This is a genomic window from Bordetella petrii, from assembly GCF_000067205.1.
GTDB lineage: Bacteria > Pseudomonadota > Gammaproteobacteria > Burkholderiales > Burkholderiaceae_B > Bordetella_A > Bordetella_A petrii.
In genome coordinates this window covers 2,894,084-2,916,703 of the sequence record NC_010170.1, presented here as the reverse complement: position 1 = coordinate 2,916,703, position 22,620 = coordinate 2,894,084, and the positions used below count along the sequence as shown (strand labels likewise).

The following is a 22,620-nucleotide window of genomic DNA, read 5'->3' as shown; positions in this document are numbered from 1 at the left end:
CGACACCGCGCCGCCACCCCGTTTTAAGACCCGAAGCATAATCATGGCCTTATTGCAGATTTCCGAGCCCGGCGAATCGCCCGCGCCGCACCAGCGCAAGCTGGCGGTGGGCATCGACCTGGGCACGACCAATTCCCTGGTGGCGGCGGTGCGCAGCAGCACGCCTGAAGTGCTGCGCGATGCCGAAGGGCAGGCGCTGCTGCCTTCCGCGGTGCGCTATTGCGCTGATGGCAAGGTGGTCATTGGCCGGCAGGCGCTGGCCCAGCAGGCCGCCGACCCGTTCAATACCGTGGTGTCGGTCAAGCGCTTCATGGGACGTTCGCTGGACGAGGCGCGCGCCAGCGGCGCGCCGTACGAGTTCGTCGATGCGCCCGGCATGGTGCGCCTGCGCACGGCCCAGGGCGAGTTGAGCCCCGTGGAAGTCTCGGCGCAGATTCTGGCAGTGTTGCGCCAGCGCGCCGAAGACGTGCTGGGCGACGATCTGGTGGGCGCCGTCATCACCGTGCCCGCCTATTTTGACGACGCGCAGCGGCAGGCCACGCGCGACGCCGCGCGGCTGGCCGGCCTGAATGTGCTGCGCCTGCTCAACGAGCCCACGGCCGCCGCCATTGCCTACGGGCTCGACCAGGCGGCCGAAGGCACGTACGCTGTGTACGACCTGGGCGGCGGCACGTTCGACGTGTCGATCCTGCGCCTGACCAAGGGCGTGTTCGAAGTCGTTGCCACGGGCGGCGACACGGCGCTGGGCGGCGACGATTTCGATTGGTCCATCAGTGAATTCGCGCGCGCCTCGCTGGGCGATGCGCCGCTGGCGCCGGCCGACCGGCGTACGGTGCTGGTGGCGGCGCGAGCGGCCCGCGAAGCGCTGTCGCAGGCCTCCGAGGCGCCCCTGCGCGCCACCCTGCAAGACGGCCGCCAGCTCAACCTTACCCTGACGCAGGCGCAATTCGAACAACTGGCCGAGCCGCTGGTGCGCCGCACCCTCGACCGGGCCCGCTCTGCGCTGCGCGACGCGGGGCTGGCGGTGGGCGACATCAACGGCGTCGTGATGGTGGGCGGAGCCACGCGCATGCCGGTGGTGCGCCGCGCGGTGGGCGAGCTGTTCGGCACCGAGCCGCTGGTCGATCTGGACCCCGACCAGGTGGTGGCGCTTGGCGCCGCTCTGCAGGCCAACCTGCTGGCGGGCAACCGGCTGCCCGGCGAGGACTGGCTGCTGTTGGACGTCATTCCGCTGTCGCTGGGGCTGGAAACCATGGGCGGCCTGGTCGAGCGCATCATTCCCCGCAACAGCACCATTCCGGTGGCCCGCGCACAGGAATTCACCACATTCAAGGACGGCCAGGGCGCCATGAGCGTGCACGTGGTGCAGGGCGAGCGCGAACTGGTGTCCGACTGCCGTTCGCTGGCGCGCTTCGAGCTGCGCGGCATTCCGCCGATGGTGGCGGGGGCGGCGCGCATCCGCGTGACCTTCCAGGTCGATGCCGACGGACTGCTCAGCGTCACCGCCCGCGAACAGAGCACCGGGGTCGAGGCGGCCGTGTCGGTCAAGCCTTCGTATGGTCTGTCCGACGATGAAATCACGCGCATGCTGGCCGACAGCGTGGCGCAGGCCGACAGCGACGCCCGGGCCCGCATGCTGCGCGAGCAGCAGGTCGAGGCGCGCCAATTGGTCGAATCGGTGCGCGCCGCCCTGGCGGCCGACGGCGACCTGCTCGACGCCGACGAGCGCCGCGTGGTTGACGAGCGCCTGCAGGCGGCCGCCGCCGCCCAGGACGCCGATGATGCCGATGCCGTGCGCGCCGCCGTCCAGGCGCTGTCGGCGGCCACCGAAGACTTTGCCGCCCGCCGCATGGACCGTGGCATCCGCGCTGCCTTGGCCGGCCGTAAACTGGACGAAATCGCCTGACCGAACCGCCCGAAAGTATGCCCAAACTGACTGTACTGCCTCATCCGGACGTGTGCCCCGAAGGCGCCGTGATCGAAGACGCGCCGCAAGGAACTTCCATCTGCCGCGTGCTGCTCGACAATCACATCGAGATCGAGCATGCCTGCGAACTGTCATGCGCCTGCACGACCTGTCACGTGATCGTGCGGCAGGGCTTCAATTCGCTGGAAGACGCGACCGACGACGAAGAAGACCTGCTCGACAAGGCGTGGGGCCTGAGCTCCACCTCGCGGCTGTCGTGCCAGGCCCTGGTGGCCGACGCCGACCTGACCGTCGAGATCCCCAAATACACCATCAACCACGCCAAAGAGGAACACTGATGAAGTGGGTCGATACTTACGATATCGCCGCCGCGCTGGTCGACGCGCATCCCGACGTGGATCCGAACACGGTGCGCTTTACGCAGTTGCGCGAGTGGGTTATTGCCTTGCCCGGCTTTGACGACGATCCCACCCGCAGCGGAGAGAAAATCCTCGAGGCCATCCAGATGGCCTGGATCGACGAAGCGGCCTGAACGCCACGCGGTGTTGTGTCTTGCGCCGCGCGCCTGGCGCGCGGTTTCTCTTGATGAGCCTGGATTGCCATGACTGTCTTGCGCTTTGGCCTTGCCGCCAACCGCCTGCATCACGAAACGCCCGACGCCGCATTGTTCGACTGGCTGCGCGCCAGTTCACAGGCCATACGCGAACTGGGCATACAGCTGCATACGGTGGGGCGCACGCATGACGCCATCGTGCGCGAAGGTATGCTGCAGGGCTATCCCGGCCTGATCCGCTACCCATACGGGCGTGAAGGCGGCCTGATGAAGCTGGTGGCGCGCGTCACCGAAGGCCGGGACGGCGACGCTCCGTTCGACGGGGCCATTTACCTGATCGACCCGGTCGATCCTTCGTCTATTTTCCCCGAAGCCCTGGCGCTGAAACGCCAGTGCATTACGCATGGGCGGCCGTTCATTTCGACGCTGGCGGGCGCCATCGAATGGATGGAGGTCGAGCGCCTGCATGCCGGCATGGCCCCTGATCGCTCGCTGCAGCGCCTGTTCGACTTTGGCCAGCAGACGCTGGCGCTGATTTCCCACGATGCGCTCAAAGACCAGATGGTGGCGTTTGCGGCGGATCATTTCGATTTGCTGTCGCGGTTTTCCCGGCGGGTGGCCACCGGCACCACCGGGGCGCGCCTGAACGAACTGGCATGGTCACGCGGCTGGCCGGCCGACCGCCCTTGGGTGCAGCGCTATCTTAGCGGCCCGCTGGGGGGCGATGCCCAGATTGCCGAACTGGTGCTCGAACACCAGTGCCAGCGCGTGATTTTCTTTGAAGATCCACACGTGGCACGCCAGCATGAGGCCGACATCCAGTTGCTGGAACGCGCGGTGCGGGTGGTGACCAAGACGGCGGTGTGCGCCACTTCGCCGTCGGTGGCGCGCCGTTGGGCGCAGGCCATGGAACGTCGCGGCGCGGCCGCGGTGTAGCTGGGTTCTCGCTATCAGGTGTCAGGCTCCCGCGGGGTGCCTGACACCGTGGTGCGCTTGGAGTCTGGAAAGCGGTGTCTGACACCCTGCGGGAGTCAGACACCTGAGGTGTACCAGTTATCTGACACGCTGCGGGAGTCAGACACCTGAGGTGTGCCAGTTATCTGACATGCTGCGGGAGTCAGACACCTGAGGTGTGCCAGTTATCTGCATGCTACGGGAATCAGACACCTGATGAGCTGCGCTGGCGGCTGCCGACGATGCCTGGATCGTTTTTTCAGCGTGGCCGCTTGAGCAGCGCGGCGATCGCGCACACGATCGACAGTAGCAGTAATAGGGCGGCGATGCGCAGCAGGCCGGTGTCGCCGAGCACCTCGCCGCCGCCCACCACCCCGGACACCCCGCCCACCCAGAGCAGCGCGCAGAATAGTGCCAGGATGAACAGCAGCATGGCCGCGCTGGCCAGCAGCGTGAGCATCAGCCGGCTGGCGCGCGGCGCCGCCGCCGGCGCACGGCGCTTGGGCAGGACGACATACAACAGCAGGACGATGAAGACGACGATGATCAACAGTTTGACGAGCATCGCGGCCGGCCCTGGGATCAGTCTTCGCGCCGCAGGTGCGGGAACAGGATGACGTCGCGGATGCTGGGGCTGTTGGTCAGCAGCATGACCAGGCGGTCGATGCCGATGCCGCAACCGCCGGTGGGCGGCATGCCGTATTCGAGCGCGCGGATGTAGTCGGCGTCGAAGTACATGGCTTCTTCGTCGCCGGCGTCCTTGGCTTCGACCTGGGCGCGGAAGCGTTCGGCCTGGTCTTCGGGGTCGTTCAGTTCGGAGAAGCCGTTGGCGATTTCACGGCCGGTCATGAAGAGTTCGAAGCGCTCGGTGATGCCGGGGCGCGTATCGGAGGCGCGGGCCAGCGGCGATACCTCGACCGGGTAGTCGATGATGTAGGTCGGGTTCCAGAGTTGCGCTTCGGCGGTTTCTTCGAAGAGCGCCAGCTGCAGGGCTCCCAGTCCGGCGCGCGCCAGCACTGGGCCGTCGACGTCGGCGCCCAGTTTTTTTAGTTCGGCGCGCACGAAGGCGGCGTCATCGAGTTGGGCCTGGGTGTAGGCGGGAGCGTACTTCAGGATGGCTTCGCAGATGGTCAGGCGGTCGAACGGCCGGGACAGGTCGAGCTCGCGGTCTTGATAGGTGAGCACCGCGCTGCCGGTGGCCGCAATGGCCGCCTGGCGCAGGACGTGTTCGGTGAAGTCCATCAGCCAGCGGTAATCCGCATAGGCCGCGTAGAACTCCATCATGGTGAATTCGGGATTGTGCCGGGGGCTCACGCCTTCGTTGCGGAAATTTCGGTTGATCTCGAAAACACGCTCGAATCCGCCCACGATCAGCCGCTTCAGATAAAGCTCGGGAGCGATGCGCAGGAACATTTCCATGTCGAGCGCATTGTGGTGCGTGACGAAGGGCTTGGCCGCCGCGCCGCCCGGAATGGGGTGCAGCATGGGCGTCTCGACTTCCAGGAAGCCGGCGTCGAGCATGACCTGGCGGATGCTGCCCACGGCCTTGCTGCGCGTCTCGAACGTGCGCCGCGTGGCATCGGTCATGATGAGGTCGACGTAGCGCTGGCGGTACCGCAGTTCCTGGTCGGCCACGCCGTGGAACTTGTCGGGCAGGGGGCGCAGCGATTTCGACAGCAGGCGCGCCGTGGCGGCATGCACCGAGAGCTCGCCCTTGTTGGTTTTGAATACCGACCCTTCGATCGCGATGATGTCGCCGATGTCCCATTGCTTGAAAGCGGCATAGGCTTCGTCGCCGAGGGTGCCGCGATCGAGGTAGATCTGGATGCGGCCACTGCCGTCTTGCACGGTGGCGAAACTGGCCTTGCCCATCACGCGCTTGAGCATCATGCGGCCCGCGACCTTCACCTGCACGCCGGCGGCGGCCAGCGCTTCCTGGTCTTGTTCGCCGTACTGGCGGTGCAGGTCGGCGGCGTGCGCATCCGGCACGAAATCGTTGGGATACGCAACGCCGGCTTCGCGCAGCTTGGACAGCTTGGCGCGCCGTTCGGCGATCAAGCGGTTTTCATCCTGGGCGGCCGGGGCGGGCGAATGGTCGGTCATGGCGGGTCAGTTGTAATTGCGGATGTCGTCGATTTCGGTGGAGCCGAAATCGTCGCGGTCGAGGTAGGACAGGATGCTGGCCGCCACGGCGTCGGGCGCGGCCAGCTTGCCGGTGGCGTGGAATTCCTGGAACTTGGCCAGCGCCGGGAAACTGGCCGGGTCGCTGGCGCGGATGGTTTCCTGCATGCCGGTGTCGACGATGCCGGGCGCCAGGGCCACGGCGCGCACGCCGGCGGCGCCCTGTTCCTGGTTGAACACGCGGGTGTACATGTCGAGCGCGGCCTTGGTGGCGCAATACACGCCCCAGCCGGCGTTAGGGTTGCGGCCGGCGCCCGAAGAGATATTCAGCACGCGGCGCTCGGCCTGCAGGTCCTGCACGGCGGCTGTGAAATGCGCGGTGAGCAGCATCACGGCGGATACGTTCAGGTTGAACGCCGCGGCGATGGCCGGGCCGTCGGTCAGCGCCCGCGCGGCGGCTACGGGCTGCACGGTGCCGGCGTTGTTGATCAGCAGGTAGCGGCGGGCGTCGCGCGGCAGGGTCGCGCCGATGCGCTCGGCCACCTGGGCCGCGGCCTGCAGGTCGGACAGGTCGACCTGAATTTGCTCGAGGTCGGCGCCTTGCGCCTGCGCGTGCGCGGCCAGGCCGGGGTCGGTGCGGCGGGCCAGCGTGACGAGCCGGGTGCCGGGCCGGGCCAGTCCGCGGGCCAGCGCGGCGCCTATGCCGCGCGAGGCGCCAGTCAGGATTGCGATCGTGTCGGTCATGCGCTTGCCTCTTCGAGTTCGGGTGAGGGCGCCCTGAGGCGCCCGCGGGATCACACGCCTTGCTTCAGGCTGGCCTGGATGAAGGTATCCAGGTCGCCGTCGAGGACCTTCTGGGTATTGGAGATTTCGACGTTGGTGCGCAGGTCTTTGATGCGGCTCTGGTCGAGCACATACGAGCGGATCTGATGGCCCCAGCCCACATCGGTCTTGGAGTCTTCAAGCTTCTGCTGCTCGGCCATGCGGTTGCGCATTTCGAGCTCGTACAGCTTGGACTTCAGCATCTGCATGGCCTCGGCGCGGTTGCGATGCTGGGAACGGTCGTTCTGGCACTGCACCACGATGCCGGTGGGCAAGTGGGTCAGGCGCACCGCGGAGTCGGTCTTGTTGATGTGCTGCCCGCCCGCGCCGCTGGCGCGGTAGGTGTCGACCCGCAGGTCGGCCGGATTGACGTCGATTTCGAACGAGTCGTCGACCTCGGGGTACACGAACACGCTGGCAAACGAGGTGTGCCGTCCGCCGGAGGAGTCGAAGGGGCTCTTGCGCACCAGGCGGTGGACGCCGGTTTCGGTGCGCAGGTAGCCGAAGGCGTAGTCGCCTTCGAGCTTGATGGTGGCCGACTTGATACCCGCCACTTCGCCTTCGGATTCTTCCAGGACTTCGGCCTTGAAGCCCTTGCGTTCGGCGTACTTCAGGTATTGCCGCAGCAGCATGGAGGCCCAGTCCTGGGCTTCGGTGCCGCCCGCGCCGGCCTGGATGTCGAGGAAGCAGTTCAGCGGATCGGCCGGATTGGAGAACATCCGGCGGAATTCCAGGCCTTCGAGTTGCTGCTGGAAGCCGTCGGCGTCGCTCTCGATGGATTCGAGCGTGGCGTCGTCATCGTCGGCCGAGGCGAGCTCGAACAGCTCGAGCGCGTCGGCCACGCCGCTGCGCAGCGCGGTGAGCGTGGTGACGACGTCTTCCAGGGATTTTTTTTCACGCCCCAGGTCCTGGGCGTGCTTGGGGTCGTTCCAGACGGCCGGATCTTCGAGTTCGGCGTTGACGACCTGCAGGCGTTCGGCCTTCAGATCGTAGTCAAAGATACCCCCGTAGCGCCTGTTCGCGCTGCGCGTAGTCGGCGAGGCGGGCGGCGAGCTGGTTCTGGCGTTCGGCTTCCATGGTGCTTCCTGGTGGCTATTAGTGCGAAACCCAGCATTTTAGCGTGGATTACCCGGCATGCTCGATGACGAGCTGGGCCGACACCATGCCGTTCCAGACATTGGGTTCCAGGCGGTAGGCGGCTTGGATGCGTTCGGGCAGCGACTGGTCGTGCCCGAACCAGATGGCGTCAAAGCGCTGATGACCGCGCTCGAGCGAGAGCTTGAGGTGTTTTTCGCCCACCAGGCGCTGGTTGCGCACCGTGAACTCGTCCAGGAACAGGGGCGGGGCGAAGCCCGCGCCCCACACTTGCTGCTGCAGCAGGGTGGCCACGTCGGCGTTGGCGTAGCCCGATTCCAGGGAGCCGTCGGTTTCCAGCAGCGGCTCGAACCGGTCGCGGCCGGTAAGCTCGCGCACGGCCGCGTCGAAGGCCGGGCCGAACACGGAGAAGTCGTCGCGGCCGAGGGTCAGGCCGGCCGCCATGGCATGGCCGCCGAACTTGCGGATCAGCCCCGGGTGCCGCTTGGACACCAGGTCGAGCACGTCGCGCAGATGCACATCGGGAATGGAACGGCCCGAGCCACGGAGTTCGTCGTCGCCGGCCGGCGCGAAAGCCAGGGTGGGGCGCCAGTATTTTTCTTTCAGGCGCGAGGCCACCAGGCCGACCACCCCCTGGTGCCAGCTCGGGTCGAATACACAGACGGTTGCGCCGTTCGCGCTGCCGGCGGCGTCCATGGCGGCCATGGCCTGTTCGCGCATTTCGGCTTCGATGCCGCGCCGCTCGCGGTTGATCTGGTCGAGCTGGCGCGCCATGTCGAGGGCCTGCGCCTCGTCGTCGGTCGTGAGGCAGGCAATGCCCAGGCTCATGTCGGCCAGCCGGCCGGCCGCATTGATGCGCGGGCCCAGCGCAAAGCCGAGATCGAAGCCGCAGGCGCTGCGCGGCTCACGGGCGGCCACGGCAAAGAGCGCCCGCAGGCCTGGCTGCATGCGGCCGGCGCGCATGCGCTGCAGGCCCTGGGTGACCAGCAGGCGGTTGTTGGCGTCGAGCTTGACCACGTCGGCCACGGTGCCCAGCGCGACCAGGTCCGACAGCGCATCCAGGCGCGGCCCGCCATCGGGCGGGTAGACGCCGCGGCGGCGCAGTTCGGCGCGCAGAGCCAGCATCAGGTAGAAAATCACGCCCACGCCGGCCAGGTTCTTCGACGGAAAGCCGCAGCCAGGCTGGTTGGGATTGACGATGGCAAGCGCGTCGGGCAGCGTGTCGCCAGGCAGGTGATGGTCGGTGACCACCACGCCGATGCCGGCCGCATTCGCGGCCGCCACGCCGTCGACGCTGGCGATGCCGTTGTCCACGGTAATGATCAGGTCGGGTTTGCCGGCGTGGTGGGCGCAGGCCAGGTCGACCACCGCGGGCGACAGCCCGTAGCCGGTTTCGAAGCGGTTGGGCACCAGGAAATCGACGTTGGCGCCGAAGGCGCGCAACGCCCGCAGGCCTACCGCGCAGGCGGTGGCGCCGTCGCAGTCGTAGTCGGCCACGATCAGCAGGCGCTTGCCCTGGGCAATGGCGTCGGCCAGGATGCGGGCCGCGTGGTCCACGTGCGTCAGGCCTGCCGGCGGAAGCAGGGCGGGCCAGGCCAGCCGGGTCTGGTCGGGGTGCGTGACGCCGCGCGCGGCCCACAGCCGGGCCAGCAACGGATGGATGCCCGCGGCTTCCAGGGTGCGGCAGGCGTCGGGATTGGTCGAGCGTACGGTCAGACGGGGCGAGACCACCAGGTATTCCAGTTTTTCTTGGGTGCGGGCAGCCAGGCCAGCAGGCGGCCGCGCGGTTGCAGGGACAGGTCGGCGCGCCGGTCGGCGCCCAGCAGCGTCAATTGCACCGGTTGGCCGGGCAATTGAGCCGAAGGGGCCAGCAGCGGCCGCAGATGATGTTGTTCGAGGCTGGCCAGGGCGTCGAGCCAGGCGGCCCAGTCGCCCGCGCGGTGCGGCTCGTCGAGCTCGGTGGCGATCTGGGCGGGCGCCGCGGGCCGGGCTGGCCAGGGCGGCGCGCCGCCGTACAGCCATAGCGCGTTGACCGGCGCCGCGCCGCGGGCGGCGCGGGCGTGGTTGGCCGGGTGTTCGTGCCAGGCCATCTGGATTTCGTTGAGCAGGCGGCGCCATGGCCGCATGGCGGGCTCCTGGCTCCACCAGTCGCGCAGCGGCTGGCCGGCCACGGCGGCCGGGCTGGCCGTGACGGGCGCCAACCCCTCGGGCAGGCGCAACCGCCAGCGCTGCGGCGATAAGGGCTGCACGGCGAAGCCGGCCGCCTCGATGCTGGGCCGTGCCGTCTGCAGCAGCGCGTCGGTTTCATCGGCCCGCAGGTCCATATAGGCGGGGTCGAGCAGGGTGGCCTGGTCGGTGCCGAGCGCCAGATGGGCCAGTTCGGCCAACCATATCGGCTCGCCGTCGGCCGCGGCGGGGCCGGTGCGCAGCGGGCCGAGTCCGGCGCCGACGGGCATGCCCGGAGCGGGACGGTAGCCGGCCTGTTCGAGCTGCCAGGCCTCGTACGGCGTGCAGCCGTGGGCGCGCGCATCGAAGCCTTCGACCCGGGCCGTGGCGGCCTGCAGCCACGCATGCAGCAGCGGCGCGCGCTGGGGCAGCAGCCGTGCCAGTTCGGCGGCGACAGGCGGGGGCGGCAGGGCGCCCGGGATCACGATGAGCATGGCGCCGATTGTAGTCGCAGGCCGACGGCCGGAAGGCCTGCCGGTTAATGCCATAATGCCCGGGTGCTGAAAATACCTTACGAACTCTGGATCGGCGCCCGCTACGCGGGCATGGCCCGCATCCGCCAGCGACGCGGGCGCCGCGATCGCTTCATTTCGTTCATCGCCGCGACGTCGATGGCGGGTATCGCGCTGGGCGTGGCGGCCCTGATCGTGGTGCTGTCGGTCATGAACGGTTTCCAGAAAGAAGTGCGTGACCGCATGCTGTCGGTACTGCCGCACATCGAGCTGTACATACCCGGCGCGGTGCCCGAACGGGTGCTCGAACAATGGCGGCAATTCGCCGACGCCGCCGAGCGCAACCCCGAGGTCAAGGGCGCGGCGCCGTTCGTTGCCGCCCAGGCCATGCTGGCGCGCGGCCAGGCGTTGCGAGGCGTGCAAGTGCGCGGCATCGATCCGGTCACCGAAGGTCAGGTATCCGACATTCCGCGCCAGATGACCAGCGGCAAGCTGGCCGACCTGAAACCGGGCGGCTTCGGCGTGGTGCTGGGCAGCGACCTGGCCGACGGGCTGGGCGTGCAGGTGGGCGACACGCTGCTGATGCTGGCTCCGCAGGGCTCTATCAGCCCGGCCGGGTTCACGCCGCGCATGCGGCAGTTCACCGTGGTGGGCACGTTCACTTCGGGCCACTACGAATACGATTCCAGCCTGGCGTTTGTCGATGACGAGGACGCCGCCCGAGTGTTCCGCGACAGCGGCACCGCCGGCGTGCGCCTGCGCGTGCAGGACATGCAGCGCGCCCCGCAGGTGGCGGCCGAACTGTCCAAGACGCTGCCGCCCTACGTGATGGCCAGCGACTGGTCGCGCAATAACCGCACCTGGTTCGCGGCGGTGCAGACCGAAAAACGCATGATGTTCCTGATCCTGGCGCTGATCGTGGCGGTGGCAGCCTTCAATTTGCTGTCGTCGCTGGTCATGGCCGTGAAAGACAAGCAGTCCGACATCGCCATCCTGCGCACGCTGGGCGCGGGCCCCGGTGAGGTCGCGCGCATTTTCCTGGTGCAGGGCGCGCTGATCGGCGTGGTCGGCACCGTGGTGGGCGTGCTGGGCGGAATACTGATCGCCTACAACGTCGACGTCATCGTGCCGTTCATCGAAAGTCTGCTGGGCGTGCACTTCCTGCCGCGCGAGATCTACTTCATCAGCGAACTGCCATCAGACCCTCAGTCGGGCGATATCATCACCATCGGCGTGACGTCGCTGGTGCTGTCGTTGCTGGCCACTTTGTATCCCAGCTGGCGCGCCTCGCGCCTGCAACCCGCCCAGGTGCTGCGCCATGACTGATGCCCTGTTTACTCCGGCCGGCGACACCGCGGCGCTGCAGGCTCGCAATCTGGTGAAAACCTACGACGAAGGCCCGGCGCGCATCCAGGTGCTGAATGACGTCAGCCTGACCGTCGCGCGTGGTGAGATGGTGGCCATTGTGGGGGCGTCGGGCTCGGGCAAGAGCACGCTGCTGCACATACTGGGCCTGCTCGACGTGCCCAGCAGCGGCGAGGTCACGGTCGACGGCGTGGCGGCCGCCGGTTTGTCCGAAGGGCAGAAAAGCGCCCTGCGCAATCGCAGCCTGGGGTTCGTCTACCAGTTCCATCATCTGTTGCCCGAGTTTTCGGCGCTGGACAATGTCGCCATGCCGCTCATCGTGCGTCGCGAACAGCGCGACACCGCGCGCGAGGCGGCCCGCAAAGTACTGGCGCTGGTGGGCCTGGCGCAGCGCGAAGGGCATTTCCCGGGCCAGTTGTCGGGCGGCGAACGCCAGCGCGTGGCGCTGGCGCGCGCGCTGGTCACGCGGCCGGCCTGCGTGCTGGCCGATGAGCCCACCGGCAACCTCGACCGCGGCACCGCGCACAAAATGTTCGAGCTGCTGACCCAGGTGAACCGCGAGTCGGGCACGGCATTTGCCATCGTGACGCACGATGCCGAACTGGCCGCGCTGGCCGACCGCCAACTGCTCATGGAACGCGGGCAGCTGGTTTCGGGGTAGCAGCGCCGCCGCGGCCGGACATGCCATGCTGATCGACACGCACTGCCATCTCGATGCCGCCGAATTCGACGCTGACCGCCTGGAGGTGGCGAGCGGGGCGTGGGCGGCCGGGGTGCGGAGCATTGTGATCCCCGCGGTCGAACGCGGCAATTTCACCGTGGTGCGCGACCTGGCGCACCGAATCGACGGCGGCGCTTACGCGCTGGGCATTCATCCGCTGTATGTGGCGCGCGCCCAGGATTCCGACCTGGACGCGCTGCGCGCGGCCGTGATCAACGCCTTGGGCGACCCGCGCTTCGTCGCCATAGGCGAAATCGGCCTGGATTTCTTCGTGCCCGACATCGCCGCGGGCGAGCCGCGCGCGCGCCAGGAGCGTTTCTATGACGCGCAACTGGCGCTGGCCGCCGAGTTCGACCTGCCGGTGCTGCTGCATGTGCGGCGCTCGCAAGACATAGTGCTGAAGTACCTGCGGCGACGGCCCGGCGTGCGCGGCGGCATCGCGCACGCGTTCAACGGCAGCGCGCAACAGGCCGACGCATTCGTCGAGCGCGGTTTTGCGCTGGGCCTTGGGGGCGCCATGACATACCCGCGCGCGCTGCAGATACGCCGCCATGCAGCCGGCATCGGGCTGGACCACCTGGTGCTGGAAACCGACGCGCCCGATATCCCGCCCGCGTGGCTGCATCCGCCCATGCGGCGCAACGATCCGGCGCAATTGCCCCGCATTGCCCAGGTGCTAGCCGAATTGCGCGGCGTAGACGCCGCCGCCATCGCCCAGGCCACCTCGGCCGCTGCCCGGCGCGTGCTGCCGCGCCTGGCCCTGAGCAACTGAGCAACGAACGACTGAGCGGCCGGGCCAGCGCCCCGGCCATATATATCCCGCTCGCCTCCATGAGGCGCGATGGTTGTCGGCTTGCGGGCGCAACGCACGGACATTTGCATTCACACGCGGCGCCCGCGTCCGGGCCCGGGCCTACGCTGCTCATTTTGGGAGACGGGCATCGTCGGGCGCTTGTTCTTGTTGGGCCTGGTGGCGGGCACGGCCGCCGCACAGCACCTGCCAGCACTGCCGGGTGCGGATTGGCTGCTGCCCTGGGCAGCGGCGCTGTTGCCTGCCGGCGCGGTGGCGTGCCACCGTTCGCGGCGCGGGCTCGCACGGAGCGTGGCGACTGCCTGGCTGGGCATCGGCCTGGGGCTGGCGTGGGCCATCTGGCAGGGCCAACTGCGCCTCGATGATGCGCTGGCCGACATCCATCATGATCAGGTCAGCCGCCTGGCGGTGCGTGTTGCCGATCTGCCGCAGGGCGATGCGGGCCGGTGGCGTTTCGTGGCCGAAGCCGGCTCCGACCGGCCGGCAGGAGTGCCGGCGCGCATTGCCGTATCGTGGCATGCGCCGCCCGGCGTCCGCCTGCCCGAGCTGCTGCCCGGACAGGTGTGGCGCATGGCGCTGGTGCTGCGCCGGCCGTATGGCGCGCGCAATCCGCAAGGCTACGACGCCGAGGCGCGGCTGTTCGCACTAGGCATACGCGCGACCGCCACGGTGCGCGGCATGCCGGTGCTGCTGCGCGACGAACCCTGGTCCGGCGCCGGCATCATTATCGAGCGCATTCGCCATCACGTGCGCGAGGGCATGCGCCACGCTTTGGGTCCGCGCCGCCATGCCCCGGTGCTGATCGCACTGGCCATGGGCGACCAGGCCGGGGTGGCCCGCGAAGACTGGCAGATATTCAACCGCAGCGGCATCACGCACCTGGTGTCGATCAGCGGCATGCATGTGACGCTGATCGCCGGCCTGGGCGGCGTCCTGGCCGCGTTTGTCTGGCGGCGGGCGCGTTGGGGCGGCATCGGGCTGCCCGAGAGGCTGCCCGCACAAGTCGTGGGCGCGGCGGCGGCGCTGCTCGTGGCGTTGCTGTATTGCCTGCTGGCGGGCTGGGGCGTGCCGGCACGCCGCACCTTTTTCATGCTGGCTGTGGTGGCGCTGGCTGCCATGGCGCGCCTGCCCTTGTCGCCCGCGCGCATCCTGGCGCTGGCCGCAGCGGCCGTGGTGTTGTTCGATCCATGGGCCACGCTGGCGCCGGGCTTCTGGCTGTCGTTCGGCGCCGTGGCGGTCTTGCTGCGCGCGGCCGCCTCGGCGGCGCCGGCGTTGCGGCGAGCCGGATGGCGGGACCGCGTGGCCGCCTTGCTGGGCGAGTTCGGGCGTGTACAAATGGCTGTCACGCTGGGGCTGGTGCCGCTGCTGGCGCACCTGATGCACCAGGTGTCGCTGGGTTCGCCGCTGGCCAATGCGTTTGCCATTCCCATTGTCAGCTTCATTGTGACGCCGCTGGCGCTACTGTGCGCGGCATTTGGGGCGGTGCCGGGCCTGGGCATGCTGGCGCGCGCCTGTGGCGTGCTGGGGCACGCGGTCTTCGACTGGACCATGGTGCCGGTGAGCTGGATAGGCTCCGCGCACTGGGCGGCTGTCGACGTCGCCGCCGCGCCCTGGCCGCTGCTTGCACTGGCAGTGGCCGGCGTGGCGTGGGCGTTGCAGCCGCCGGGCTGGCCGGCGCGCGGCGCCGGCTGGCTGTTAATGCTGCCCATGCTGTGCTGGCGGCCCGAGCGACCGCCGCCCGGGCACTGGACACTGACCGCGCTCGACGTGGGGCAAGGCAGCGCCGTGCTGATCGAGACGGCAAGCCAGGCATGGCTGTTCGACACCGGGCCGCGCTATGGCGACGGCGCCGATGCGGCTGCCCGCGTGGTGGCGCCGTATCTGCGCGCGCGCGGCTATCGACACCTGGACGGCCTGGTGGTGTCGCACGCCGACCTGGACCACGCCGGTGGCCTGGCCAGCCTGCTGGCGGCCTTGCCGGTGCGCCAGGCCTATGCCTCATTCGACCTGGCGGCATTCCTGCGCGAGCAGGCAGAAGCCGGCGCCAAGGCGGCCCGGGCCCGATTGCCGCTATCCGTGCAGCAATGCCGCGCGGGGCAGGCCTGGCAGGCGGACGGCGTGACGTTTCGCTTTCTGCATCCCGCGCGCGCGGCCCCGGCGCGGCGCGGCGATGGCAATGCGCAGAGCTGCGTGCTGCTGGTGCAGGGCGTTGTCCATGCCGCGCTGCTGCCGGGCGATATCGGCGTGGCGCAAGAGCGCGAACTGGCGCCGGCGCTACCGCGCGTGCATGTGGTGATGGCGCCGCACCATGGCTCGGCCACCTCGTCGGGCGCCGCGCTGGTCGAAGCCGCCGCCGCGGCGCATGTGATCGCGCAGGCGGGTCGCCTGAACCGCTTCCGCCATCCCGCGCCGCAGGTGCAGGCGCGCTGGCGCCGCGCGGGCGCAATGTTCTGGCGCACCGACTGGCACGGCGCGATTACTGTTGAAGCACGTCCGGAGGGCGTGGCGGCCAAGGCCGAGGCGCGGGCCGCGCGGCGCTACTGGCATCGCGCGGGGCCATGACGCGGCTGCTATAACATGTGGCTCTTTGCGGCACAGCGTCCGGAGCCCTCATGCTGGAACCTCGATTCGATTTCGTCACCTGCGCCAGTCCCGCTGGCTTGCACCGCATGGCCTATACCGAATGGGGCGATCCCGGTAACGACCGGGTCTTGCTGTGCGTGCACGGGCTCACGCGCACCGGACGCGACTTCGACGACCTGGCGCAGCGCCTGGCGGGCGATTTCCGCGTAGTGTGCCCCGACGTGGTGGGCCGCGGGCGCTCCGACTGGCTGTCGGTGCCGGCGTTCTACACGGTGCCCCAGTACGTGTCGGACATGGTGACGCTGATCGCCCGCTTGCGGCCGGCCTCGCTGTCGTGGGTGGGAACCTCCATGGGCGGACTGATCGGCCTGGCGTTGGCGGGCGCGGCCGCCCATGCGCGCCTGGCGCGCGCCGCGCAGACGCATGCCGGCGCGTGGCCGGCCAGCCACGACATCCACCTGGACCGCATGGTGCTCAATGATGTCGGCCCGCGGCTCGAACCCGCCGCGCTGGGCCGTATTGGCCAGTACGTCGGCCAGCCGGCGGAATTCGAGACTTTTGCGCAAGCGGTGGAATCGGTGCGACAGATATCCGCGCCTTTCGGGCCGCATACGGATGCGCAATGGGAAACGCTGGCGCGCAATGTGTACGTCGAACGTGACGGCAAATGGGTCAAGCACTACGACCTGAATCTGGCCCTGCCGCTGGCGTCCCAGGCGGCCGAGGCGTATTCCGCCGGCGAACAGATCCTGTGGCGGTCGTACGATGCGCTGGATTGCCCCGTGTTGATCCTGCGCGGCGCGCAATCGGACCTGCTGACCGAGGCCACGGCCGCGGAAATGCTGGCCCGCAATCCGCGTGCCCGCTTGCTCGAAGTGGCTGGGGTAGGGCATGCGCCCACGCTCATGGACGAAGCCCAGATCGAGCCGGTGGCTCGCTTCCTGATGGGCCGCCCTGCGACCTGATAGCGGCTTCCCGTCGCGCGCGGCGGCCGTACAATAGGGTAATGCGCACACCCGCCCTGAACGTCGATCTGCATTGCCATTCCACCGTGTCCGACGGCGTGCTGCCGCCGGCCGAAGTGGCGCGGCGCGCGCACGCCAACGGTGTGGACGTCTGGGCGCTGACCGACCACGACGAAGTGGGCGGCCTGGCGCAGGCTGGCGCCGCGGCCCGCGAGCTGGGCATGCGCTTTATCACGGGCACCGAAATCTCGGTGACCTGGGCGGGCCAAACCGTGCATATCGTGGGCCTGGGCTTCGATGCCGACAACCAGGCCCTGGCGCGCGGCCTGCGCGATACCCGGGCCGGCCGCGCCGAACGCGCGCGCCGCATGGGCGAGCGGCTGGCCGACCTGGGCATGCCGGGGGCCTACGAAGGCGCTTTGCCGTTTGCCGGCAACTCCGAACTGGTCAGCCGCACGCACTTTGCGCGCTACCTCGTGCAGGCGGGCTACTGCCCCGATGTGCAGACCGTGTTCAACAAATACCTGGGCGACGACTGCCCCGGCCATGTGCCCATGCAATGGGCCTGCCTGGCCGACGCGGTGGGGTGGATCCGCGCCGCGGGCGGGCGCGCGGTCATTGCCCATCCCGGCCGATACAAGTATTCGCCGCTGCAGTTCAATGCGCTGTTCGACGAATTCCTGCAATGCGGCGGCGAGGGCATCGAAGTCACCACTGGCAGCCACACGGCCGACGAAGCCCGGCACTATGCGGGGGTGGCACGGCGCTACGGCTTCCTGGCGTCGCGCGGTTCCGACTTCCACAGCCCGCAAGAAAGCCGCGCCGACCTGGGCTCGCTGCCCGCGCTGCCCGACGACCTGAAGCCGGTCTGGCACGATTGGCTCTGATACCCCCATGAACAAGGCTTTTGTCAAAGAGTCGGATCGCGACGACGACGATGACCTGCCCGAGGCGCAGGCCTTGCCGGCCGGCACCCGTAACTACATGACGCCCGCCGGCTACGCGCGCTTGCGCGACGAGCTGGCGCACCTGATGAACGTTGAGCGCCCGGCCGTGGTGCAGGTGGTGTCGTGGGCCGCCTCCAACGGCGACCGCTCCGAAAACGGCGACTACCTCTACGGCAAGAAGCGTTTGCGTGAAATAGACCGGCGCATGCGTTTCCTGACCAAGCGGCTCGATATCGCCGAAGTGGTCGATCCGGCCGCGCAGCCCAATCGCGACCAGGTGTTCTTCGGCGCCACCGTCACCTACCTGGACAAGGGCGGCGACACGCACGAAGTCACCATCGTGGGCGTGGACGAGGCCGAGCCGCTGGCCGGCAAGATCAGCTGGATCTCGCCCGTGGCGCGCGCGCTGATCAAGGCGCGCGAAGGCGACACCGTGGTGCTGCGCACGCCGGGCGGCGTCGAAGAGCTCGACATCCTGGAAGTGCGGTATCCCGGGCAGGGCTGACACCGGCGTCAGGCGTCGGGACATCCGCACCGGGCGCGGCGCAAAAAAACACGGACGCCATGCCGGCGTCCGTGCTGGAGGCCGGATTCTGTCGTCCGGCCGTCCGGTTGGCGGCGGGGGCCGCCGTTCTCCCCTGGGCTGCTGCTGGTTTGATGCGTGCCGCGCATGCGGCTTCTGGCCGGAGTTCAAGCGCCAGAGTCGCCAGCATCCTACCGCCGGGCGGGCGGGGCGTTAGTGCGTGTTTTCCCGTGGGTGCGGGGCTTTTGCAACATGGTGCGGCACAGCAGAATCATGCGCCGCCGCGCCGGCCCGACCGGTGAAACGCCCCGTTGCCGTTGTGCGGACGACCTTTCTTGCGCCGCAATAAGCCAGGCGCCGCGCGGGCCGGCCGACTTTGTAACCCCTGGGAAGCGGCGCCACGGCCGGCCTGCCACATGCGCTTGGCAGGGCGGCGCTCGGGGAAATCCCTAAAACGGTAAAATCCCGGTTTCGCTTCCTTTTACTTTCAAACGGCGCCCGCATCGTGTCTCTCGTCCAGCATTTGCCCGGTTCTTCCGTCCTTTCTGCCTTCCGCCGCGAGCGGCTGCTGGCGCAGCTTCGGGAAGCCGGCTTGCCCATTGCCGACGTTTCCGCTCGCTACGAGCATTTCGTCTGCACCGATACCGCCCTGGACGACGGCCAGCAAGCGCGGCTGGCGCAGCTGCTGGACTACGGCACCGAGCCCGCCGGCGAGGCGCCGTCCAAGAGCCTGGCGCTGCTGGTCATCCCGCGCCTGGGCACAATATCGCCGTGGGCCAGCAAGGCGACCGACATCGCCCACAACTGCGGCCTGGCGGCAGTGCGCCGCGTCGAGCGCGGCGTGCGTTATTTCCTGACTCCCGAACGCGGCCTGCTGGGCGCCAAGTCGTTCGACGACGCCATGCTGGCGCGCGCGGCTGACTGCCTGCACGATCGCATGACCGAAACCGTGGTGGGGGCCGACTTCGACGGCCAGGCATTGTTCCAGCCCCTGGCCGGCAAGCCCATGCGCACCGTGGCGGTCGGGCAACATGGCCGCGACGCCTTGGTCGAGGCCAACGCCACGCTGGGCCTGGCGCTGTCCGAAGACGAAATCGATTACCTGGCGCAGTCGTTCACCAGCCTGGGCCGCGATCCCACCGACGTCGAACTGATGATGTTCGCGCAGGCCAACAGCGAGCACTGCCGCCACAAGATCTTCAACGCGCAATGGGTCATCGACGGCGAGCCGCAGTCTGAAACCCTGTTCGGCATGATTCGCGCCACGCACAAGGCCCAGCCGGCCGGCACCGTGGTGGCTTACTCCGACAACGCGGCCGTAATGGAGGGCGGCGCCGCCCGGCGGTTCCAGGCCGGCGTGCCGCTGGCCGGCGGGCAGCAGGGCGACGCCTCGCGCTATGTGCGCCGCGACGCCATCGTGCACACGCTGATGAAGGTCGAAACGCATAACCATCCCACCGCCATCGCGCCGTTCCCTGGCGCCGCCACCGGCGCGGGCGGCGAAATCCGCGACGAAGGCGCGACCGGGCGCGGCTCCAAGCCCAAGGCCGGGCTTACCGGCTTCACCGTGTCGCACCTGCGCTTTCCGGATGCGCCGCAGCCCTGGGAATCCGACCACCACGGCTTGCCCGAGCGCATCGCCTCGCCCTTGTCCATCATGATCGACGGCCCCATCGGCGGGGCGGCCTTCAACAATGAATTCGGACGTCCCAATCTGCTGGGCTATTTCCGCACCTACGAGCAAAGCGCCGGCGGCACGCGTTGGGGGTATCACAAGCCCATCATGATCGCTGGCGGCCTGGGCAGCATCGATGCCGAGCTCACGCACAAAGAAACCATTCCGCCCGGCGCGCTGCTGATCCAGCTGGGCGGGCCGGGCCTGCGCATTGGCATGGGCGGCGGCGCGGCTTCCAGCATCAGCATGGGCAGCAATTCGGCCGAACTCGATTTCGATTCCGTGCAGCGCGGCAACCCCGAGATCGAGCGCCGCGCCCAAGAGGTCATCGACCGCTGCTGGCAACAAGGGCAGGGCAACCCCATCCTGGCCATCCACGACGTGGGTGCGGGCGGCCTGTCCAACGCCTTTCCTGAACTGGTCAACGACGCCGGGCGCGGCGCCGTGTTCGACCTCAAGCGCGTACCGCTCGAAGAATCGGGCTTGTCGCCAGCCGAGATCTGGAGCAACGAATCGCAAGAGCGCTACGTGCTGTCCATCTTGCCGCAAGATCTGCCGCGCTTCGATGCCATCGCGCGGCGCGAACGCTGCCCGTATGCGGTGGTGGGCGTGGCGACCGAATCGCGCCAGCTGCGGGTGGTCGACGGCGAAGGCCTGCCCGGCCTGGATCCGGAAGCGCCGGTGGGCGATGCCGGCACCCGGCCGGTCGATGTGCCCATTGACGTCATCCTGGGCAAGCCGCCCCGCATGACGCGCGAGGTGCGACGCCTGCCCGGCGTGTCGCAGCCGCTCGACCTGGTCGGCATCGACCTCACCGAGGCCGCCTATCGCGTGCTGCGCCACCCCACGGTGGCCAACAAATCGTTCCTGATCACCATCGGCGATCGCACCGTGGGCGGGCTGTCCAGCCGTGATCAGATGGTAGGCCCGTGGCAAGTGCCGGTGGCCGATTGCGCCGTCACACTGGCCGATTACGACGGGTTCCGCGGCGAAGCCATGGCCATGGGCGAGCGCACGCCGCTGGCGGTGCTCGACGCCCCGGCCTCGGGCCGCATGGCCGTGGCCGAGGCCCTGACCAATCTGGCGGCCGCCGACGTGGCGCGCCTGGAAGACATCAAGTTGTCGGCCAACTGGATGGCGGCGTGCGGCGTCGACGGCCAGGATGCCGCCCTGTACGACACCGTAGCCGCGGTAAGCGAGCTGTGCCAGGCCGCGGGCCTGTCGATTCCGGTGGGCAAGGATTCCCTGTCCATGAAAACCACCTGGGATCACGACGGCGAAACGCGCCAGGTGGTGGCGCCGGTGTCGCTCATCGTCACCGCCTTTGCGCCGGTGGGCGACGCGCGCGCCAGCCTGACGCCGCAACTGCGCACCGACGCGGGCGACAGCGTGCTCATCGTCATCGACCTGGGCCGGGGCCGCCATCGCATGGGCGGCTCGATCCTGGCGCAGGCCTACAACCAGGTCGGCACCAGTGTGCCCGACATCGACGCGCCGCAAGATCTGCGCTCGTTCTTCATCACGATCCGCACGCTGGCCGAGGCCGGCGTGCTGCTGGCGTACCACGACCGTTCCGATGGCGGCCTGTTCGCCACGCTGTGCGAAATGGCCTTTGCCGGACGCACCGGCATTTCGGTCAACCTCGACATGCTTACCTTCGACCCCGATTCGGCTGATTGGGGCGACTACAAGATCCGCCCCGAACAGGTGGCGGTGCAGCGCGACGAGCTCACGCTCAAGGCGCTGTTCTCGGAAGAGGCCGGCGCCGTGATCCAGGTGCCGGCGGCGCAGCGCGACGCCGTCATGCAGGTGTTGCGCGGCGCGGGCCTGTCCAAGCACGCGCACGTAATCGGCGGCCTGAACGACTCTGACACCGTGGAGTTCTTCCGCGATGGCAAGAAGGTCTGGAGCGAGCCGCGCGTCGAGCTGGGCCGCGCCTGGAGCGAAGTCAGCTATCGCATCATGGCGCGCCGCGACAACCCCGCCTGCGCACAGGCCGAGCTCGATACCTGGAACGACGCCACCGATCCTGGTCTTGCGCCGCGCGTGGCGTTTGATCCGCAGGAAGACATCGCGGCCCCGTTCATCGCCACTGGCAAGCGCCCGCGCGTGGCCATCCTGCGCGAGCAAGGCTGCAACAGCCAGGTCGAGATGGCCTGGGCTTTCGACACGGCGGGCTTCGACGCCATCGACGTCCACATGACCGATCTGCTGACCGGCCGCATCGACCTCGGCGCCATGCAGGGCCTGGTGGCCGTGGGCGGCTTCAGCTACGGCGACGTGCTGGGCGCGGGCGAGGGCTGGGCGCGCACCATCCGCTTCAACAGCCGGCTGTCCGACCAGTTTGCCGCCTATTTCGCGCGCCCGGATACGTTCGCGCTGGGTGTCTGCAACGGCTGCCAGATGATGGCGGCCCTGGCGCCGATGATTCCGGGCGCCACGCATTGGCCGCGCTTCACCCGCAACCAGTCCGAAAAATACGAAGCGCGCCTGTCGCTGGTCGAAATCGCCGAGTCGCCGTCGATTTTCTTCGCGGGCATGGCGGGCACGCGCGTGCCGGTGGCCGTGGCGCACGGCGAAGGCTACGCTAATTACGCCGTGCAGGGCGATGCCAGCCAGGCGCTGGTGGCCGCGCGCTACATCGACAACCACGGCAAGGCCACCGAGGCCTATCCGTTCAACCCGAACGGCAGCCCGGGTGGGCAGACCTCGGTTACCACGGCCGACGGCCGCTTCACCGTCATCATGCCGCACCCCGAGCGCGTCACGCGCAACGTGATGATGTCGTGGGCGCCGCAGAAATGGGGCGAGGCCGACAGCGGCGGCGCGTACAGCCCCTGGATGCGCATGTTCCGCAACGCGCGCGTGTGGGTGGGGTAG

18 protein-coding genes are annotated in these 22,620 nt (G+C 68.8%); 12 read left to right on the top strand and 6 right to left on the bottom strand.

Going from position 1 to position 22,620, the window contains the following annotated elements; translation table 11 throughout:
• Positions 1-43 precede the first annotated feature (43 nt).
• The 4 genes from hscA to BPET_RS14030 all read left to right on the top strand — a co-directional run bounded on the left by hscA (position 44) and on the right by BPET_RS14030 (position 3,416).
• Positions 44-1,906: a Fe-S protein assembly chaperone HscA gene (hscA, locus tag BPET_RS14045; protein ID WP_012249681.1), complete on the top strand. Its 1,863-nt coding sequence runs from the start codon at positions 44-46 to the stop codon at positions 1,904-1,906.
• A 17-nt stretch (positions 1,907-1,923) separates the two neighbouring features.
• Entirely contained in the window at positions 1,924-2,265 is a 342-nt protein-coding gene (fdx, locus tag BPET_RS14040; protein WP_012249680.1) for an ISC system 2Fe-2S type ferredoxin, read from the top strand.
• Complete coding sequence (gene iscX, locus BPET_RS14035; protein ID WP_012249679.1) at positions 2,265-2,459, top strand: Fe-S cluster assembly protein IscX; 195 nt, start codon at positions 2,265-2,267, stop codon at positions 2,457-2,459. The genes fdx and iscX overlap by 1 nt, the downstream gene beginning before the upstream one ends.
• 69 nt (positions 2,460-2,528) lie before the next feature.
• Entirely contained in the window at positions 2,529-3,416 is an 888-nt protein-coding gene (locus BPET_RS14030) for a methylglyoxal synthase (protein WP_012249678.1), read from the top strand.
• Between the two features lie 277 nt (positions 3,417-3,693).
• Here BPET_RS14030 and BPET_RS14025 read toward each other — a convergent pair whose 3' ends face one another.
• From BPET_RS14025 to BPET_RS14000, 6 genes are all read right to left on the bottom strand, one after another.
• A complete protein-coding gene (locus BPET_RS14025) occupies positions 3,694-3,999 on the bottom strand; it encodes a hypothetical protein (RefSeq protein ID WP_012249677.1) in 306 nt (101 codons plus the stop codon).
• Between the two features lie 17 nt (positions 4,000-4,016).
• Positions 4,017-5,537 (bottom strand): lysine--tRNA ligase, encoded by a 1,521-nt coding sequence (lysS, locus tag BPET_RS14020; RefSeq protein ID WP_012249676.1) that lies wholly within the window; start codon positions 5,535-5,537, stop codon positions 4,017-4,019.
• A 6-nt stretch (positions 5,538-5,543) separates the two neighbouring features.
• Complete coding sequence (locus BPET_RS14015; protein WP_012249675.1) at positions 5,544-6,299, bottom strand: SDR family oxidoreductase; 756 nt, start codon at positions 6,297-6,299, stop codon at positions 5,544-5,546.
• A gap of 50 nt (positions 6,300-6,349) precedes the next feature.
• Positions 6,350-7,454 (bottom strand): peptide chain release factor 2 gene (prfB, locus tag BPET_RS14010; RefSeq protein WP_151208965.1). Its coding sequence is split into 2 segments (ribosomal slippage): positions 6,350-7,372 and positions 7,374-7,454, totalling 1,104 coding nucleotides; the frame shifts between segments, so codons are not numbered across the junction.
• A gap of 48 nt (positions 7,455-7,502) precedes the next feature.
• On the bottom strand, positions 7,503-9,203 hold the full coding sequence (gene recJ, locus BPET_RS14005; protein ID WP_041862912.1) for a single-stranded-DNA-specific exonuclease RecJ: 1,701 nt from the start codon (positions 9,201-9,203) through the stop codon (positions 7,503-7,505).
• A complete protein-coding gene (locus BPET_RS14000; RefSeq protein ID WP_407921172.1) occupies positions 9,185-10,186 on the bottom strand; it encodes a hypothetical protein in 1,002 nt (333 codons plus the stop codon). Before BPET_RS14000 ends, recJ begins: the two co-directional genes overlap by 19 nt.
• A 57-nt stretch (positions 10,187-10,243) precedes the next feature.
• Between BPET_RS14000 and BPET_RS13995 the strand changes: the two genes are divergently transcribed.
• The 8 genes from BPET_RS13995 (at position 10,244) to purL (ending at position 22,620) form a co-directional block, all read left to right on the top strand.
• On the top strand, positions 10,244-11,476 hold the full coding sequence (locus tag BPET_RS13995; protein ID WP_050978336.1) for a lipoprotein-releasing ABC transporter permease subunit: 1,233 nt from the start codon (positions 10,244-10,246) through the stop codon (positions 11,474-11,476).
• Entirely contained in the window at positions 11,469-12,176 is a 708-nt protein-coding gene (locus BPET_RS13990; protein WP_012249671.1) for an ABC transporter ATP-binding protein, read from the top strand. Before BPET_RS13995 ends, BPET_RS13990 begins: the two co-directional genes overlap by 8 nt.
• A gap of 25 nt (positions 12,177-12,201) precedes the next feature.
• On the top strand, positions 12,202-13,008 hold the full coding sequence (locus BPET_RS13985; RefSeq protein ID WP_012249670.1) for a TatD family hydrolase: 807 nt from the start codon (positions 12,202-12,204) through the stop codon (positions 13,006-13,008).
• 69 nt (positions 13,009-13,077) lie between these two features.
• Positions 13,078-15,609 carry a DNA internalization-related competence protein ComEC/Rec2 gene (locus BPET_RS13980; protein ID WP_012249669.1) on the top strand — a complete coding sequence of 844 codons (2,532 nt, stop codon included), beginning with the start codon at positions 13,078-13,080 and terminating at the stop codon, positions 15,607-15,609.
• Positions 15,610-15,659: 50 nt separating this feature from the next.
• A complete protein-coding gene (locus BPET_RS13975; RefSeq protein ID WP_012249668.1) occupies positions 15,660-16,595 on the top strand; it encodes an alpha/beta fold hydrolase in 936 nt (311 codons plus the stop codon).
• 41 nt (positions 16,596-16,636) lie between these two features.
• Entirely contained in the window at positions 16,637-17,482 is an 846-nt protein-coding gene (locus tag BPET_RS13970) for a 3',5'-nucleoside bisphosphate phosphatase (protein ID WP_012249667.1), read from the top strand.
• Between the two features lie 7 nt (positions 17,483-17,489).
• A complete protein-coding gene (gene greB, locus BPET_RS13965; protein WP_012249666.1) occupies positions 17,490-18,047 on the top strand; it encodes a transcription elongation factor GreB in 558 nt (185 codons plus the stop codon).
• 523 nt (positions 18,048-18,570) lie between these two features.
• Positions 18,571-22,620 carry a phosphoribosylformylglycinamidine synthase gene (gene purL, locus BPET_RS13960; protein ID WP_012249665.1) on the top strand — a complete coding sequence of 1,350 codons (4,050 nt, stop codon included), beginning with the start codon at positions 18,571-18,573 and terminating at the stop codon, positions 22,618-22,620.

Excerpts from the sequence above, each read along its gene's own strand:
- hscA (WP_012249681.1), top strand. The coding sequence starts at position 44 with ATGGCCTTATTGCAGATTTCCGAGCCCGGCGAATCGCCCGCGCCGCAC.
- fdx (WP_012249680.1), top strand. The coding sequence starts at position 1,924 with ATGCCCAAACTGACTGTACTGCCTCATCCGGACGTGTGCCCCGAAGGC.
- iscX (WP_012249679.1), top strand. The coding sequence starts at position 2,265 with ATGAAGTGGGTCGATACTTACGATATCGCCGCCGCGCTGGTCGACGCG.
- BPET_RS14030 (WP_012249678.1), top strand. The coding sequence starts at position 2,529 with ATGACTGTCTTGCGCTTTGGCCTTGCCGCCAACCGCCTGCATCACGAA.
- BPET_RS14025 (WP_012249677.1), bottom strand. The coding sequence starts at position 3,999 with ATGCTCGTCAAACTGTTGATCATCGTCGTCTTCATCGTCCTGCTGTTG.
- lysS (WP_012249676.1), bottom strand. The coding sequence starts at position 5,537 with ATGACCGACCATTCGCCCGCCCCGGCCGCCCAGGATGAAAACCGCTTG.
- BPET_RS14015 (WP_012249675.1), bottom strand. The coding sequence starts at position 6,299 with ATGACCGACACGATCGCAATCCTGACTGGCGCCTCGCGCGGCATAGGC.
- BPET_RS14000 (WP_407921172.1), bottom strand. The coding sequence starts at position 10,186 with ATGGCATTAACCGGCAGGCCTTCCGGCCGTCGGCCTGCGACTACAATC.
- BPET_RS13995 (WP_050978336.1), top strand. The coding sequence starts at position 10,244 with ATGGCCCGCATCCGCCAGCGACGCGGGCGCCGCGATCGCTTCATTTCG.
- BPET_RS13990 (WP_012249671.1), top strand. The coding sequence starts at position 11,469 with ATGACTGATGCCCTGTTTACTCCGGCCGGCGACACCGCGGCGCTGCAG.
- BPET_RS13985 (WP_012249670.1), top strand. The coding sequence starts at position 12,202 with ATGCTGATCGACACGCACTGCCATCTCGATGCCGCCGAATTCGACGCT.
- BPET_RS13980 (WP_012249669.1), top strand. The coding sequence starts at position 13,078 with ATGGTTGTCGGCTTGCGGGCGCAACGCACGGACATTTGCATTCACACG.
- BPET_RS13975 (WP_012249668.1), top strand. The coding sequence starts at position 15,660 with ATGCTGGAACCTCGATTCGATTTCGTCACCTGCGCCAGTCCCGCTGGC.
- BPET_RS13970 (WP_012249667.1), top strand. The coding sequence starts at position 16,637 with ATGCGCACACCCGCCCTGAACGTCGATCTGCATTGCCATTCCACCGTG.
- greB (WP_012249666.1), top strand. The coding sequence starts at position 17,490 with ATGAACAAGGCTTTTGTCAAAGAGTCGGATCGCGACGACGACGATGAC.